We start from the raw sequence: 17,503 nt of genomic DNA on the forward strand, positions 1-17,503 counted from the left end.
CAATAACTACTGTGCCCCCATTAGTTGAAAGGATTGTTCCCACTCTGTTCGTAAAATCCCCATTTTAATTGCATCAAAATATTTACCATCTACCATTCTTGCTTGTCTTATTCTTGCTTCTTCTTTCATCCCTAATCTTTCTGCAACTTTCATCATTCTTACATTTCCTGACCAAGTTGACATCCCTAATCGATGCAATTCAGTAGATTTGAATAGGAAATCAATCCAAAGTTTATAAGCCTCCGTACCGTATCCACCATTCCAGTAATTTTTATCATAAATAACGATACCCGTTTCTAACCAATTCGTATTTTTATCTACCCAATAAGCACCTACTGTGCCAATTAATGTATCTCCAACAATGATAACTAGTGTACTAGGCACATTAGGAATAATTTGCGAGTCTTTCTCCCAACTTTTTAGAAATTCTTCTTTTGTTAATTTAGGTTCAGTTATATACGGACCATTCCATTTCTTTGCTTCTTGTTCCTTCTCTTCATATTTCCAATAGTATAATTCATCAAGCTCTCGATGAGTTGCTTCCTTCAATACAATTTTTTGTCCAGTAATTTTAATCATATTAAATAACTTTCCTCCTAAGCATCTATCTCATTCATATATTAATTTTATCATAAAATTCAAAACCTCTTCGTTAACTATATAAATAACTTCTTAGCTAAGAAGTTTGTACAGTGTTTCATTTGATTAAGGACACTTTGCAACAAAACCTTACTCTTGATACAATTAATGTAAAAATTGAATTATATGATTGGAGAGATCAATCATTAAAAAATTTATAGTAGCTTTTCTCTATTCTTTAACTACCTTGATTATTTCGGAGAATCTGTTAGGACTGATTATGTCTCCAGAGAATTTAGATTGGCAGAATATTTTTGAGTTTACCATGGCAATAATAATTTTTGGAGCACCCATGGTATTAGTAGGGTGTATAATTGGCGAATTATTATACAGATACTACATAGTTCCTAAATCATTACCTTTCAAACTAGCTTTAGTTATCTATGCTCTATTAGGTAGTATCGTAATGTTATTCATTATTATTGTTCTTGGTGGAAATATCCAAAATATTACCGATTTATTTAATTTACAATTAATAGGATTTCCAGCTATTTGTTCTATCGTTTTTTTTATAAAACGAAATACATACAAGTAAAAAACGTCGTAAAAACGACGTTTTTTTATCAAAGAGGAGTCAGAAAAATTACAGATGCAATTACCGCAGCTTTGAAACAAAGTTATGATTTTTTAAAAAAAGATGCGATGTTTTGAATAAAGTCACGACGTTTTAAAAAATGTTACAATGTTCTCAACCTTATTTAGCTTCTGTTTTAGAGGCTCTGTATTTAAACTAAAGAGGCAGTTTAATGAAAGATGATATAGTGAATCTGATTATACTAAGGGGAGAATTGCTTTGCGTGGAAAATGTATTACATTTTATGAGTTCGGTAGTCCCAAAAATGTGTTAAAAGTTGAAGATAAAAGTATAGAACTGCCCAAAAACAATGAAGTTTTAGTTCGAATGTTAGCAAGACCTATAAATCCATCTGACTTAATTCCAATAAGAGGAGCATACGCACATAGAATTTCTTTACCCAATATACCTGGTTATGAAGGAGTTGGCATTGTAGAAGATGTAGGTTCTTTCGTTTCCAAAGAACTCATTGGCAAACGTGTTTTACCTTTACGCGGGGAAGGTACTTGGCAAGAGTTTGTTAAGACATCAGCAGACTTTGCGATTCCTATACCTAATTCAATTCATGATTTTACAGCATCACAAATGTATATCAATCCAGTTACAGCATGGGTGACTTGTACGGAAATTCTAAAATTAAAACCTAATGATGTTTTATTGGTTAATGCTTGTGGTTCTTCTATTGGGCATCTTTTTGCTCAATTATCGCAGATTTTAGGTTTTCGATTAATTGCAGTTACAAGAAATAATAAACATACAGAAGAGTTGCTTCATCTTGGAGCTTCTTATGTAATAGATACTTCTACTGTTTCACTGTATGAATCAGTGATGGAATTAACAAATGGAATGGGTGCAGATGCTGCTATTGATTCCATTGGAGGATCAGATGGAAACGAATTGGCTTTTTGTTTACAACCTAATGGTAATTTTTTAACGATAGGTCTTCTATCAGGGATACAAGTAAATTGGAAAGATATCGTAAATAAAGCAAGAGTAAATGCTAATATGTTTCATTTACGAAATTGGAATAAAAATGTCTCAGTAGATAAATGGCAAGAAACTTTTCATCACTTGATCCGTTTAATAGATGATAAAAAATTACGTTTCATGACGGTAGATTCCAAGTATGACTTGATAGATGTAATAAAAGCTATTGATGTAGTCGAATCTGTTAAGAAAACGAAAGGGAAAGTATTTTTAACAAGCTATTAAATAAATTCTTTTTTGCTATTATTAAACAAGGATTTCTAACTACTTGTTTTATCGTTTTTTTATAAAAAGAAATCCATACAAATAATAAACAGCAGCTTCAATAAAACAAGCTGCTGTTTGATTCCACTTATACTTGCATCGCTTTCTCTTTTAACGCTCTTCTTAAAATCTTTCCTGTCGTATTTTTCGGCAGTTCTTCTAAGAAATCAATGCTGCTTGGTATTTTATATTTCGCCAGGTGAAGTGCGCAATACGCCATTAGTTCTTCCACTGTTACATTTGTCGTTTTCGGTACGACGTATGCTTTCACCGCTTCGCCTAAATTTTCATCTGGAACTCCGATTACAACTACTTCCGCGATCGCTTCGTGCATATATAACACTTCTTCTACTTCGCGCGGATAGACGTTATAACCGCCCACAAGAACGATATCTTTTTTCCGGTCTACAATATAAAAATAACCTTCTTCATCCATTTTTGCTAAGTCGCCTGTGTACAGCCAGCCATCTCGAAGGACTGCGGCTGTGTCTTCTGGTGCCTTGTAATAGCCTTTCATTACATTTGGACCACGAACGATTAATTCTCCTACTTCTCCAACTTGTACTTCATCGCCCATCTCATCGACAACTTTGTTTTCCACATTCAAAATGTTTGTTCCAATCGATCCTGGTTTACGCGGACGATCAAGCGGATTAAAACAAGTAACAGGTGATGCCTCTGATAAGCCATAACCTTCTGAAACGATAACGTTAAATCGCTTTTCAAAGTTTTTAAGAAGCGCAACAGGCATAGACGCACCGCCAGAAATACAAAAACGAAGTGTATGAACATCCTCTGGACTAGCATCTTCATGTAAATATAAATAATTGTACATCGTTGGTACGCCGGCAAATATTGTAGCTTCGTATGTACGGCAAATGCGGAATACTTCTTTTGGGCTAAACTTCGGTAACATTAAAATCGTAGCGCCGTTTACAATTGGTGCATTAACAGAAACTGTTAAACAAAATACATGGAACATTGGTAGCGCCGCAACGACACGGTCATGCTCTGAGTATTGTAAATACGAAGCTACATCGCTCGCATTACTATATAAATTTTTGTGCGTTAACATTGCCCCTTTTGGCTTTCCAGTTGTTCCTGACGTGTATAAAATAACAGCAACGTCTTCTTCTTGTATATCTGGACCTTGGAAAGTGATGTCTCCGCTCGCTACTAAATTCGTAAACGTTTTCATTTTTTCTGTTTCTTCATAAGCTGAATCTGCTGAAGTTTCACAAATGATGATATTTTCGATAGAAGGAAGTCTAGTTGTAAGTGATTGCATAACTGGTAGAAGGATGTCTAGTGTGATGATTGCTTTAACGTCTCCATTTTGTAAAATGTAATATAGTTCATCTGGTGTATAGATCGGATTGACTGGGATAACCGTTGCCCCGGCACGCATCGCTCCGTATAAACCGATCAAAAAGTGCGGCGAATTCCCTACAATTAGTGCGACATTGTCCCCTTTTCCAATGCCCATTTTTGCTAAACTACTAGAAAACTTTATGACCATTCCGTTAAATTGGTCATAAGATACCGACTGATCCTGAAAAATATAAGCCGGCTTGTCCCCTTTCTTTTTCACCGTTTCGGCTAATCTGTGAACGAGATTCACAATACCCCCACCTTTTATAAAATTTAAAAAATTCTAAATACATTATATTAAAAGAAAATTATTGGCGCAAGTTACATTTTATAAAACATATATAAAAAAACAACCACACGTAAGATATGGTTGTTTTTTATACAGTTAAAAGAATAAAGATAAGAAATCTTCTTTTGTTATATTACCAAAATAACGTGGCACTTCGACATCAGCTAGCGCCACCGCAAATGCTTCCTTATCAAACACCTTACCACTTAAGCGTTCCTCAATTTCACGTACATCGAGAGCGCCGAAAAAGTCCCCGTAAATCTTACATTCTGAGACTACGCCTTTTTGTACTTCTAACCGAACATCTACTTGTCCAACTGGGAAACGATGTGTATGCTGTAAGTTAAATTTTGGAGATTTTCCGTAGTTCCACTCCCAATTCCGATAACGTTCTTCTGAGATTTTATGGATTTCTTTCCAATCTTCTTCTGTTAATTCGTATGTTGGAATTTCACTTTCTCCTTCAAAAATATTTTCTAAAAGAATCTGTTTAAATTCTTCAATTGTAACTTTTTCATTCAAAAATTCCGCAATATTTGCAACGCGGCTGCGAATTGATTTAATTCCTTTTGATTGAATTTTATCCAGTTTTACATTTAACGCCGACACAACATGGTCGATTTCAGAATCAAATAATAACGTACCGTGGCTAAACATACGTCCTTTTGTCGCAAACTGAGCGTTACCAGAAATTTTTCGTCCTTCCGCTAAAATATCATTGCGGCCGCTTAGTTCGGCGTTAATTCCCAATTTCCCAAGGGCTACTGTCACCGGCTCTGTAAACTTCTTAAAGTTATGAAAACTATCTCCGTCATCTTTCGTAATAAAGCTAAAGTTTAAGTTTCCTAAATCATGATACACAGCGCCGCCGCCAGAAAGACGTCTTACAACATGGATTCCCTTTTCACGTACGTAATCAGCATTAATTTCTTCCACTGTGTTTTGATTCTTCCCGATAATGATAGATGGCTCATTCATGTAAAACAATAAATACGTTTCATTAATATCTAAATTTTTTACACAATATTCTTCAATTGCTAAATTAATTGTTGGATCTGTAATTCCTTTATTATCGATAAATAACATGGTTTCACCTCAAGATTCCCAAACGTAACCGCTATGTGCGAGTACGATGCGGCCGTTAAAAATTTGTCTTGCCTCCGTTACTAAATCGGATAACTCTCCTGCATGCGGCAAATGAGTTAAAAGTAGTTCTCCTACATTTGCCTGTTTTGCAATTTCGCCTGCTTCTGTACTATTCATATGACCAGCTTTTGATCCATCTTGATGTGCATACATATTACATTCACAAATAAATACATCTGCATTTTGTGCAAATGAAACAAACTTTGGCATGTAACTAGAATCTGCTGTATATACAATCGTTTTCCCACCTGCTGTAATACGCATTGCAAAACATATAGCAGGATGCACTGTTTGTAAGAAGGAAATAGAGAATGGGCCAATTTGTAATGTGTCTGCTGGATTGTAAGGAACCCCTTTTGTATACGGTATATGTGTTAACGATGCAAAACCTTTTTCGTCAAAGGTATGTCCATAAATCGGCAGTTCTGGTAATACACCATTTGTCATGCTTGTAATTAAACGTGCATATTGAAGTACCCCAATATCAGCAACATGATCGTGATGATAATGGGACAATAAAACAGCATCTATGTCAGAAGGCTTTATGTATTTTTGTAACTGTGCTAGTACACCGCTACCACAGTCAACAAGTAAACGAAATCCATCGTGTTCAAATAAATATCCAGACGTTGCTTCTCCCGCCTCCGGAAAACCACCCCAAAAGCCGACAACCGTCATTTTCATATGTGTTCATCCTTTCTGTTTCATTTTCTCTCTTACATTCTTAACTATAATGGATTTTCTACACATTTTCATTATTTTGAAATTTGTTATAAAACAGTTGTTGACTTTAATCATTTGTACTAATACAATGTTAGTAAGAAATGGAAATGGAGGGATTTACATGATAGATCAACCGATGGAGTTTTTTAGAAATTTACCGGCAAAAACTTGTTCCAATTGCGGGAGAGAGATTGATGAGCAGCACGAAGCGTATCACAATAAATGCGAAGATTGTACACACGAAGAATAATAGATTGTAAACATAGAAAAACCTAGCAGATATCATCTACTAGGCTAGCATCATTGTACTTTTTACCGTCGAACCTTTCACTAAGAGCTCTAGTTCAAACTCGTACACTTCTTTATTTCGATAATTTTTCGTATGAATTTTATCCATCATCAGTTCCACAACTTTATGCGCCATGTCATCAATTGGCTGATCAATTGTTGTAATACCTGAGTCTGTAATTTGTGATAAGAACTGATTATTAAAACCAACTACAGCTAAATCATCTGGAATGCTCCAGCCCTTTTTGCTTGCTTCTGCGATGATTCCTGCTGCCACTTCATCTCCCCCTGCCAAAATAGCGGTAGGATTTTTTTTGTCTTGCAAAAACTCATAAAATATATTTTTCCCATCCTCAATAGAGTAAGCGCTTTCAACAAAGTCAATTGACTCCACTTGTTTACTTGCTTCTGTTACAGCACGCAAAAAGCCCATTTTTCTCTGCTGGTTGATTACCTTTGTCTCTCTGCCACGGCAAAAGATAAGATGGCGATATCCTTGATCTAATACATGCTTCGCTGCTATGTATGCTCCTTGTGCATGATCGAAGTTTACAGTTGGGATGTTTGCTTCTTCAATATATTCATTGCATAAAACAATCGGCCCATGCTGTAAATAAGGCTCAACATCCTCCCAAGCATTTTCAAGTGAACATAAAATAATCCCATCTACTTGTTTCGTAGATAACAGCTGCAAATACTCCATCTCTTTCTCTGGTAAATATCTTGTTTGACAAATAATCAGTTTATATTTATGATCTGAAGCTACAATTTCAATCGCCTCAATAAATTTACTGAAAAAAGGATTTGTCACACGCGGCACCAACACTGCGATTGTTTCCGTCTTTTGCTTACGTAGTCTCCTCGCCGCAGAATTCGGAACAAATCCAAGATGTTTCATCGCTAATTGTACTCTCTTTTTCTTTTCGTCCGATACATACGGATGGTTATTAATCACCCGAGAAACCGTTGTTCTTGATAACCCCGCTAATTTCGCTACGTCCTCGATCGTCGACACGAAATTCTCCCCCTTTAATGAAAACGTTTTCTTAATTAGAATTATATAGTATATAATTGGAAATCGCAACACACCTTAACAAGAAAATACTATATCGATATTGTAAACATTAAAAACGCAGACAGTATACCTATACATACAAGTTAAAAACCCCTTTCTTTTTAAAGGAGGGACGAGAGCACCTGGCCACATATAGAAACGTCAGGACCTGTTCCTGCCACATGCAAAGGAGACTGCGAGTATAACTCATTTTTCCTTCTGTATAGCAGCAACTTACATGTTGAAAAATGAAAATAGATTTCCATGGTTACAACTCATTAATATACAAAAGAGCCATCCTTTCTTATGCTCTTACAGAAAGACTGAAAAAACCTCTATAAACAAGTTCTTCTGCACCGCCCTGTATAAGGTAAGCTACAACAGTTAATAAAATATATGGATAAACTCTAAAATTAGAGATATATTGTGTAAATTCTACTTGGATGTTAAACACAAGGGAGTAAATATAGATCGTTGCAAAATGAATAACCATACCAATCGCTATACCGTTAAATATATTTGAAGTAAAAAAGCGACCATCTACTAACCTTACATAAAAATCACAGTTCTGTAAGGTTTCATGAAAAAAGAAAGAAGAAACAATCGTATTTGCTAAAAATTTCTGGAGGTTAAAAAACATTTGAAAGGTAAGATTGTTCTGAAATTATAGTAGTAAAAAAATAGTGGGGAAGAAAATCCCCACTAATGAAAGTTTTACTTTATGTCGTTCACCCTTGAAGCAAATTGTAGATATCTTCTTTCACAGGAATAGAAGATATTGCTCCTTTTCCAGTCGTAGTAAGGGCACCGCTAGCATTCGCAAATGATAATATCTCCTGCCAATGCATATGAAGCACCTCTTCTACATTTTGTTGCCCTACGTTTTTCTCTAACAATTTATACAAGAAACCGCCAATAAATGCGTCTCCTGCACCTGTTGTATCCTGCACTACAACATGATATCCATTTGATTGATACTGTTTATCCTTCATATATAATTCCGCACCATGCGCTCCTTTTGTATAAACCACAACTTTTACATCACCTACAAACAAAGACTCAATCGCCTCTTTGGGATCAGAAATGCCCGTAATGAACGCCAGCTCTTCATCTGAAATTTTCACGATATGTGCATGCGGAATAAATTCCAAAATCGTTTTTCTACAATCTTCAGCATGTTTCCAAAGCGGTAGACGTACGTTAGGGTCGAAGCTGATAATTCCTCCATTTTCTTTCACAGAGCGGATCGCCTTCACATGCGCATATTTCATCGGACTTTCTACTAAATCGACGGAACAAAAATGAAGAATGTCCCCTTTCTCAAACCATCTTTCCTCTATTTCATTTTCATGAAACAACAAATCCGCAGAAGGATTGCGATAAAAGGAAAAATCACGTTCTCCATCTTCGCGTAATGAGACGAAAGCTAGGCCTGTATTTGCTTCGTTCGTTCTTGTAACCTTGTCTGTATTTACGCCCACTTCCCGTAATTGTTCTAAAAGAAAATCACCAAATGCATCGGTACCTAACTTTGTAAGCATATGTGATTTTCCCCCGTACTTTGCAACTGCGGCTGCTACATTCGCAGGCGCACCTCCAGGAACTCGTTGAAATTCTACTACATCTTTTAACGCTTTTCCTTTTTGAATAGGAATGAAATCAATTAAAACTTCCCCGATTGCATATAAGTTCTTCATATATTCCACCTCTTCTTATTCATAATCCCATTTGGTTGCTTGTACTAATACATTTCCTTCTTCCGCAAAAAAATTAATTTCTTTGCTGTCGGTTCTTGGGAAAATACGACTAGTAAATACCTGTTCTCCATTATTATGTATTTATATACTTTGAAAATCAAAAGTATTTATATTTTCATACGACGAAAATCCAATCTTACATTTTCGTAAGGTTAATGTAATAATAAGGAATTGTTCCTAATATATGTTTTTCTGTAAAATAATAGATATAGAGAACATTCACATTACTATTTTGGGGGAATAATCGTGAAAAAGGGCATCATCGTACTAGTAATCTTATACATCGTCCTAACTGTACAAACTATTACTTCGCTTTTTGGAAAGGAACATTATAACGACGCTGTAAACAAGCTCAAAGAAACAAAAGAAGTAACCTCTTTTCAAACAGCGAAAGATGGTGTGATTTTATTAAAGGGAAACATTAAGGCTGAACAGCCAGTTACAGATGAAACAAAAGTAAATAAAGAATTTGCATTACTCGAAAAAAAGTCATATAGAAGAAAAAAAGCAAGTTGGAAAACTACAGATACAGAAAAACACATTCCTGCGCACCTTTCTGTAAACGGTGAGTCACTACCTACTCTAAACGAAAAAGAAGTTCGATTAGGAGTTGAGCCGATTCCACTTTCTTCAAAAGACATTACGACAACTGAGGATTACACATTAAAAAAAGACGATACGCAATTAACGATACGTAGTAAAGGCTATCGCTATCACGGGATTGAAAATAACACGGAGGCTCTCATTTTTGGAGTTAAAAAAGGAAACACACTTGAAGGATTTAGTAGTTCTGAAATTATAGTAGGAAAAACGAAAGAAGAAATTACAAAAAACATGAAAATGAAAACACTCACCGAAAAATATGCACCATTTGCTTGGCTCATTTTCACACTGATCTTCGTTGCTTACGGCATACATCGTTTTCGTAAAAAGAAAAATTAGATTCCTTGCACATAAATACATTGTAAGGATAAACAAAACTTTTCTTTCACTTATCAAAAATAAAAAGGCTAGCACTTTGCTAGCTTTTTTTATGTAAATACGAAGCAACCTTCCTGAAAAGGTTGCTTCGTATTCTTTAATAGAGTTCATTTATCTTATTCATCATGAAACATTATCTCTAGAAATTTCTATTTTCTTGTACTGAGCATGTTTTACCACTTGGCGAGCTTATATATTTTGAAGGTTGTCATTTTTTAACATTCACGAAACATCTACAATAAATTACATTCATTAAAACGCATACAACATATCCAGTTAATTTTAAGAATGGGTTATCGTGATAGGAAACTGAACATAATCCCCCAACATTTACTTTGTTCATCTTTTCTATCTAAAAACCTCCTAAATGCTATAAAAGTTATCTGTCATTTTTTTATCAACAAAATCTCAATATCAAAAACCTTTAGAGTCACAAAAAACTTTCAAACATGTAACTAAGTGAATTGAATATCACTACTTCAAACACAAAAGTTTGAAAGATACAATCAAGTTGTAAGAAAATTCCCGAAAATAACAGGAGGTCTGTAACATGAGTAAACTAAAAAAATTTGTAGGAATTGCATTCGCAAGTGCTATCGGATTAAGTACCATTTCCATCCCTCACGCTAGTGCGGAAGAAAAATCTATCACTAACTACGATCAAGAAAAAATTGCCTCTAATAAGACGTTTCATTTATCTATGGAAAACCAGCAGAATACTAGTTTAAAACTTGCTGCCAGCGCTAATTTAAATGTTAACGTTGATGTACTAGGTATCGCTGATAGAATTAGAGATGCTGTCAATGCTAATGCTAACCGTTCCGGATTTGTCAAAAATGTAATGGAATCAACTTTTTACTCAGCAGGTCAAAGATATAATGTAATGGTTTTTAATTTAAATCAAGGATATACAGAACAATTTAGAGGTGTTAAATTTTATGGTTCAACAAATTATAATGGAACGATTTACGGCATATGGGTGTTTGAAGACGGAGAATTCACTAATGAAGGCGATGGCGGATGGATTAACTGGGCCTTTAAAGGTTGGTTTGATCGCAATGATAAGCATGTAAAATTTTATCGTCCATAATATACGCCCATTCCCCTTAGGAATAAACTAAGGGGATTTTTTATAAGCATTATCTATGCCAAAAGTACGTTATATCAACAAATAAAAAGACCTGATAGAACAGGTCATGAAAGGGGTGTTTGATATGACTTCCTTCCATTAAAATTCACTTTATGACCAATTTTTATTTATCAAATATTTTCTAAATATTAGAAAATATTATTTTTATTTATCTATTATGAAAAAAACTAGTCATAACTATAAATAGAAATCAACAAAATTATAAGTCTTGTATGATTATTCATTCTCAAAAAAAAATGAATAATCCTGTCGAAGGATATGAATTTACATAACCTCTCTGTCAAATATAGACTGTGATTGTAAGAAATAGTTAAATTTTCACAAAATCATTTTAAGGAGGATTTTAAAATGAAAAGAATGAAGAAACTTGCAGGTTTTGCTCTAGCCGGAGTTATTGGACTAGGTGGATTAGGAACTTTCTCTCCAACTACCGCAGATGCAGCTGATAATTCTTATAAGGATATGAAATGGGCTTGGCCAACAACTGATACAAAAATCACAGATCCTTTTGGAAAAACTGGAGGCCGTTGGCACAAAGGAATTGATATTGGTGTAAAAAAGAAAGAAGTTTATGCTAGTGGCAATGCTAAAGTAGCATATACAGGCACGTATTCAGATGGAATAGTGGCTATGGCTCTTGAGCATACAGACACAGATCCTAAAACAAAAAAGAAATTAATTACTCGTTATCTTCATTTACAAGAGAATAGTTTTGCATATAAAAAGGGAGATACAGTAAAAAAAGGTGCAAAAATTGCTATCTCAGGAAATACAGGAAAAAATGTAGGCTATCACTTACACTTTGATGTAAATGCCCAAGGAGATACAACACCTGGTGATAAAGATACAATCGATCCAATGTTATTCTATCCAAATGTCAAAACTAGTTTAACATCAAAAATAGCAAACTTAGATTCTATTAAATTGGATCACAGTAACTGTTATCATAATTTGTATGACGACAAAGAGCATTTCTTTGATCAATTACTTATTGATTTTGTAGGTCAAAATCAATATAAAGAATGGTTTAATTCCAAAGAAGAATCAGAGCGTACAATGACAAATTTCAAGAAAAATTTTGGTCTGTCTGATAAGAAAGTAAAAGAAATTTTAGGTGAATAATCGCAAGTAAAAAACCCTAAAGGCTTGTGGCCTTTAGGGTTCTTCAATTATTCTGCATCCGAAAATTTCCCGTATTGACGCTTATGCATCCAAGTTAATGTACCAATTGTTCCAAGTGATAACAGAACAATGAAGATCATTAAAATGCCTGCATTTTGCCACATAAAGCTAAAGTCTCCGCTTGAAACAACTGCTTTAAATCCTGATACAGAATATGTCATTGGGAACCATGCGTTAAAGATTTGCAGCGGTTTCGGAATTAACTCAAGTGGGAATGTACCCGCACTTGTTGTTAATTGTAAAATCAATGTCAAGATCGCCACAAAACGTCCTGCATCGCCGAAAGTCGTTACTAAAAATTGTACTAACGCAATAAACGATAAGCTTGTAATAATACTAAACAATATGAAGTACGGAACACTTTGTACTTCAACACCTAACCAAAGCAGTAACACTGCGTCTGCCACAAGTGCTTGAATCACACCAACTGCAAGTAGCACACCAAACTTACTAATAAACCAGCTAAATCCTGATTTCGGTATACCAACTGTTTCGCGTAACGGGAACACGATAGATAATAACAGTGCCCCAACGAATAAACCAAGAGATAAGAAGTACGGTGTAAAGCCTGTTCCGTAATTTGGAACTTCCGCCATTTTCTCAGTTTTCACTTTCACTGGACTTGCGAACATGTCATATTTGTTCTCGTCACCTTTTGTTTCGCTTGTTTTCTCAGCACCTTCGCCAAGTTTTGTTGCTAGTTCTTTTGAGCCGTCATTTGCTTTGCCAAGGCCTTCTGTTACTTTGCCAGAACCGTCTTGTAAACGAACTAAACCACTTTGGAAATCTCCTTTTGGATCTACGAATTGGCCTAGGCCTCCTGTGATTTGCTGTGAACCATTCAATAACTTGCCTAAATTCGTTTGTAATTCTCCTTGTGGATCTATGAATTGACCTAGACCGCCTGTGATTTGTTGTGAGCCAGCATATAAAGCATTTACTCCACTTGCTAATGGACCCGCACTATCTGCTAAGGTATTTAAACCGCCTGTGATCTGTCCTGACCCATTTGCCAGTTTAATTAAGCCCGTTTGGAATTCCCCTTTTGAATCTACTAGCTGGCCTAGTCCTCCTGTCACTTGCCCTGAGCCAGTTGCCAATTTATTTAGACCTGCTATTGATTTCTCCGACAGCTGATTGATTCCTTTATTTAAATCACCTGAACCACTTGCAAGTTTTGTTGCTCCGGCTTCAATTTTTTGAGCACCTTTTTCTCCAGCCAAGCCTTGTACGCCTTGCGCAACCCCTGCTGTACCTTTAGAAACTTGTTCACTACCGGCCTTTATTGCTTGAACAGCGGGCTCTAATTGTTTTCTATACTCTTCTGGTAAATTTTCAATTTGTTTATTTAAATCCGCTAATCTTTTTGAAACTTGTTGAGCTCCTTCTGCTGTTTGTTGCGCAACACCACTTAGTGTATCTGCTTGTTTCTTCCATTCAGATACCCCTTGTGAAAGTTCAGAAGCTCCTGTGCTTACCTCTTTGGCACCTTTTTGAGCTGCTTTTAGTCCAGATTGATAGTCACCTTGCGGATTAGTATACTGCTCTAATCCACCTGTAATTCGTTGCGAACCGCCTAATAACTGACCTAAATTTGATTGCAATTTCCCTTCAGGATTAATTAGTTCATTTAGGCCACCTGTAATTTGTTGTGAACCACCTAATAACTGATTCACTCCACCTGGCATGCCGCTTACTTTACTATTTAACTCATTTAAGCCATTTGTAATTTGACTAGAGCCAGTTGCTAATTGACCCAATCCATTTTGGAATTTCCCTTTTGAATCTACTAACTGACCTAATCCTCCTGTCAATTGACCTGAGCCATCTGCTAACTTATTCAATCCATCATTTGCTTTCCCAGATAATTCACCTAAACCATTTGTGATTTGCTGTGAGCCATCTTTTAACTTCCCTGTTCCATCACGAAGCTGACCAGCTCCATCACTCGCATCAGCAAAGCCCTTAGAAACATCTTTCAATGAATCAAACATTGTCTCAGCATATGTTTTCGTTACTGTAGCTGATACTTCGCTTTTAATTTTTTCAATGGCTGATCCACCGATTTGGGAGGATAAGAAGTTTAAGCTTTCATTTGGAATGTATTCTAGGTTTGATTTTTTAGGGTTTGCATCGAGCAGTGTTGTTGTATTTTTCGAGAAGTCATTTGGGATGCGGACCATCATGTAGTATTTACGATCGTCCATTCCTTTTTTAGCTGTTTTCTCGCTGACAAACTCCCATTTAAAGCCTTTTTTTTCTTTCAACTTATCGACAAGTTCTTTACCGGCTTCAATCGGTTTCCCATTGTACACTGCACCTTCATCAAGGTTTACAACTGCAACTGGTAAATCATCTAATTGCTTATATGGATCCCAAAATGCACCTAAGAACATACCAGCGTACAATACAGGAATAAATAAGACTGCAATAATAGGAATTAAGATTTTTTTGCTTTTGATAATCGTAGCAAACTCTTCTCCAAGCAGTTTCAATCCTCGCATTGTTTACTCCCCCTTTTTTAATTATTGACCGTTTTGTTCATTCAGTCAGTTTTTGTAAAAAAAAGAAGAAAATAACGACCAATTCATCCTCTCGTATGTTCTGCTATCTTCTTACAATTCCCCCTCTGCAAAATTATGACTGAATCATTCACTTGGTCATATTTTATAATAATAAGAGGATTATCTCATTTTGACAATCCCTTTAATAAATATAATTCAAAAAGTTCAGCAATATGCTCTTTTTCTAACGGTTCATGATGTTTTTCCCAATCAAAAATGAGAGATATATACAAACGAACCATGATAAATGCTGTAATTTCTGGATCACATTTCATAATTTCACCTTTTGCAATTGCAGCTTCAAGATGCGATTTAATAAATGTAATAATTGCAGAATCCAATTGTTGCATAACATCTTGCACTTCTTTTGTTCCCATATCTCGCTCTTCTTGAATGAGCTTAATCATAAGTTGATGGTCTTTTCGGAATTCTAAAATACTGTATAATGCACAATGTACGTTTTCGAAAAATGACATAGTTGGGTCGATTGTTGTTTCTGCGGCTTGTTTCATTTCTGTAATTAAATTCGAGATAATTTCACCAAACAACTCTTCCTTATTTTTAAAAAACGTATAAATTGTCCCTTTTCCGACATTGGCTAACTTTGCAACTTGATCCATCGTTGTTGCTTTATAACCAAATGTAGAAAAAGATTTTGTTGCTGCTTCAATAATTGCCCGCTTTCGATCAATTGCCACGTTTTCACCTCCAAAATTGACCGTTTGAACACAATGGTCATGTAGTACGTTTACGATGTTACCATAACTTCCCAATGTTTTCAAGGTTTATTTTTTTGTCCCGCATTAACGGGCAGTAAGCCCCCCACCTCAAGATTCAGAGAAAAGCGAAGAAGATAGGTGGAGGATAACTGCCCGTAAAAGCCCGATTGGTTCAACTAACCATCAGTGTTGGATGAAGAAAACCCCCACTGATGGAAGTTTCACTTTATTATATTGTAACAAAAAGTGACAATGTAGGAAAAAACAAGCGAAATTATACATGGAAATATTGAAATTACTATCCCCTTCTATATAATAATTATTATAACATTGCATTTAGAAAGGAAGAAAAAATGAAAAAACTCATCTCAACACTATCTATAGCTGGAGTTACTTTAACTATTCTAGGAGCATTCCCACAAAATAGCTATGCTCATATTGACCAAATTGATTTATCTGAGAATGATCCCATTGCTGAAAAATGGTCTGCAGAGGCTCCGTATCATTCTGATAAAAGTACACATTTATGGATTGCAAAACAAGCGATTGAAATTATGAAAACAGAATCTAATATGGAAACAAATAAACAGGCTGTAGACTTCTTAAATTTCCCGCAATATAAAGATTTATTTTCAAAAGGATTATATGATGCAGATTATAATTCTGAATTTAATGATGGCGGGTTAGGAATCGGTGGAGTTTTCAAAGGAGGATGGAAGTCTCACTTTTATGATCCTGATACTCAGAAAAATTATAGAGGAGAAACAGATCCAACAGCTCTTACACAAGGAAAGAAATACTTTTATGAATCTGGAGAGCATTTTCGAAATAAAGACTATGAAAAAGCTTTCTATTATTTAGGAGTAGCCACGCACTACCTTACAGATGCTACACAACCTATGCATGCAGCAAATTTTACCGCAATTGATACAAGGGCTATCAAATATCATAGTGCCTTTGAAAATTATGTGACAACCATTCAAAATCAATTTGCAGTCAATACTGGCGGGAATTATAACAATTCTTTCACTAAACCTGAAGAATGGATTGATTATGTAGCAAAGGTAGCTAAACCTGAAATCCAGAATATCACTAATGATAATACATTGAAGTATTACAATAGTGGTAAAGAACAATTGTGGCAAGAGATGGTTATCCCTGCTGTGCAGCGAAGCTTAACAGCAGCCCAGCGCAATACAGCAGGTTTCTTAAATCTTTGGTTTAAAACTTTTGCTAAAAATGAGCAGGCTCCAAGTATAGAGAAGGCATTAATCTATGATGCAGAAGGAAATGTCGTAGAAGCAGGGAAAAACTATTATATCGTACCAAGTGAATCTCCTTATCAAGGTTTAACATTTAAATGGTATGCAGGAACTCGTTACGATTATGTGCTACTTGCAAATGGAAATAATAATACACAATCTGGTACACCTATGGAGTTTGAATTTTACAAAGAAAATGACGCAAAATTGCACCACGGTGAGAGCGTATATCTTCACATGAAGAACTCGAATTATAATGAATATCAATATTTAAATTGGTCTAAGTATTCTAGTTGGGTTCATCTTGCTCAAAAATCTGATAGTTTAGCTGATTTTAAAATTCAAATTAATCCGAATAACCCTACGGAATATAATATTTTTACAGATGGTTATCCATTAAATTATGAAAATATTAATGCAGAGAAAAGTTGGATCGTACTAGGTAAAAAAACGGAAAAACCTAGTTCATGGAAGTTTGTACCTGTTAGATAAGGACTCTGCTACTAACAAACTTTCATACTATGAAAAAGAGAAGGTGGTTGCCTTCTCTTTT

15 protein-coding genes and 1 pseudogene are annotated in these 17,503 nt (G+C 35.3%); 7 read left to right on the forward strand and 9 right to left on the reverse strand.

All coding sequences use genetic code 11. The features are described from left to right. Positions 1–6: 6 nt before the first annotated feature. On the reverse strand, positions 7–579 hold the full coding sequence (locus AB1280_RS12240) for a GNAT family N-acetyltransferase (RefSeq protein ID WP_429755958.1): 573 nt from the start codon (positions 577–579) through the stop codon (positions 7–9). A 280-nt stretch (positions 580–859) separates the two neighbouring features. On the opposite strand from AB1280_RS12240, the gene AB1280_RS12245 reads away from it, so the two are divergent. Together AB1280_RS12245 and AB1280_RS12250 are read left to right on the forward strand one after the other, a co-directional pair. Then, entirely contained in the window at positions 860–1,174 is a 315-nt protein-coding gene (locus tag AB1280_RS12245; protein WP_429755959.1) for a hypothetical protein, read from the forward strand. A gap of 258 nt (positions 1,175–1,432) precedes the next feature. Then, entirely contained in the window at positions 1,433–2,425 is a 993-nt protein-coding gene (locus tag AB1280_RS12250) for a zinc-dependent alcohol dehydrogenase family protein (RefSeq protein ID WP_429755960.1), read from the forward strand. A gap of 127 nt (positions 2,426–2,552) precedes the next feature. Here the strand turns inward: AB1280_RS12250 and AB1280_RS12255 are convergent, their stop codons facing one another. The 3 genes from AB1280_RS12255 to AB1280_RS12265 form a co-directional block, all read right to left on the reverse strand. Next, the gene (locus tag AB1280_RS12255) at positions 2,553–4,085 is read right to left on the reverse strand and encodes a fatty acid--CoA ligase family protein (protein WP_429755961.1); all 1,533 of its coding nucleotides are present in this window, start codon (positions 4,083–4,085) and stop codon (positions 2,553–2,555) included. 135 nt (positions 4,086–4,220) lie between these two features. Further along, positions 4,221–5,210 carry a lipoate--protein ligase gene (locus tag AB1280_RS12260; protein WP_429755962.1) on the reverse strand — a complete coding sequence of 330 codons (990 nt, stop codon included), beginning with the start codon at positions 5,208–5,210 and terminating at the stop codon, positions 4,221–4,223. A 9-nt stretch (positions 5,211–5,219) separates the two neighbouring features. Then, on the reverse strand, positions 5,220–5,954 hold the full coding sequence (locus tag AB1280_RS12265) for an MBL fold metallo-hydrolase (RefSeq protein ID WP_272187159.1): 735 nt from the start codon (positions 5,952–5,954) through the stop codon (positions 5,220–5,222). Positions 5,955–6,114: 160 nt separating this feature from the next. Between AB1280_RS12265 and yhfH the strand changes: the two genes are divergently transcribed. Continuing rightward, entirely contained in the window at positions 6,115–6,243 is a 129-nt protein-coding gene (yhfH, locus tag AB1280_RS12270) for a protein YhfH (protein ID WP_020059885.1), read from the forward strand. A 39-nt stretch (positions 6,244–6,282) separates the two neighbouring features. Here yhfH and AB1280_RS12275 read toward each other — a convergent pair whose 3' ends face one another. The 3 genes and pseudogenes from AB1280_RS12275 to AB1280_RS12285 all read right to left on the reverse strand — a co-directional run. Continuing rightward, complete coding sequence (locus AB1280_RS12275; protein ID WP_272187158.1) at positions 6,283–7,296, reverse strand: LacI family DNA-binding transcriptional regulator; 1,014 nt, start codon at positions 7,294–7,296, stop codon at positions 6,283–6,285. A 767-nt stretch (positions 7,297–8,063) separates the two neighbouring features. Continuing rightward, positions 8,064–9,032, reverse strand: a complete 969-nt coding sequence (locus AB1280_RS12280; RefSeq protein WP_429755963.1) for a carbohydrate kinase family protein — start codon at positions 9,030–9,032, stop codon at positions 8,064–8,066. 15 nt (positions 9,033–9,047) lie between these two features. Then, positions 9,048–9,167: pseudogene (locus tag AB1280_RS12285) on the reverse strand (GH32 C-terminal domain-containing protein); the annotation flags it as partial. 171 nt (positions 9,168–9,338) lie between these two features. Between AB1280_RS12285 and AB1280_RS12290 the strand changes: the two are divergent. From AB1280_RS12290 to AB1280_RS12300, 3 genes are all read left to right on the forward strand, one after another. Beyond that, the gene (locus AB1280_RS12290) at positions 9,339–10,034 is read left to right on the forward strand and encodes a hypothetical protein (protein WP_429755964.1); all 696 of its coding nucleotides are present in this window, start codon (positions 9,339–9,341) and stop codon (positions 10,032–10,034) included. A gap of 589 nt (positions 10,035–10,623) precedes the next feature. Beyond that, on the forward strand, positions 10,624–11,163 hold the full coding sequence (locus AB1280_RS12295) for a hypothetical protein (protein ID WP_272187156.1): 540 nt from the start codon (positions 10,624–10,626) through the stop codon (positions 11,161–11,163). A 408-nt stretch (positions 11,164–11,571) separates the two neighbouring features. Then, positions 11,572–12,345 carry a M23 family metallopeptidase gene (locus AB1280_RS12300; protein ID WP_429755965.1) on the forward strand — a complete coding sequence of 258 codons (774 nt, stop codon included), beginning with the start codon at positions 11,572–11,574 and terminating at the stop codon, positions 12,343–12,345. A 47-nt stretch (positions 12,346–12,392) separates the two neighbouring features. On the opposite strand, the gene AB1280_RS12305 is transcribed toward AB1280_RS12300, so the two are convergent. Together AB1280_RS12305 and AB1280_RS12310 are read right to left on the reverse strand one after the other, a co-directional pair. After that, on the reverse strand, positions 12,393–14,909 hold the full coding sequence (locus AB1280_RS12305; protein WP_429755966.1) for a YhgE/Pip family protein: 2,517 nt from the start codon (positions 14,907–14,909) through the stop codon (positions 12,393–12,395). A gap of 185 nt (positions 14,910–15,094) precedes the next feature. Continuing rightward, complete coding sequence (locus AB1280_RS12310) at positions 15,095–15,667, reverse strand: TetR/AcrR family transcriptional regulator (RefSeq protein WP_429755967.1); 573 nt, start codon at positions 15,665–15,667, stop codon at positions 15,095–15,097. 374 nt (positions 15,668–16,041) lie between these two features. On the opposite strand from AB1280_RS12310, the gene AB1280_RS12315 reads away from it, so the two are divergent. Beyond that, positions 16,042–17,442: a zinc dependent phospholipase C family protein gene (locus tag AB1280_RS12315; RefSeq protein ID WP_429755968.1), complete on the forward strand. Its 1,401-nt coding sequence runs from the start codon at positions 16,042–16,044 to the stop codon at positions 17,440–17,442. Positions 17,443–17,503 lie beyond the last annotated feature (61 nt).

Origin of the sequence: Bacillus sp. S10(2024), assembly GCF_050473865.1 — a bacterium.
GTDB lineage: Bacteria > Bacillota > Bacilli > Bacillales > Bacillaceae_G > Bacillus_A.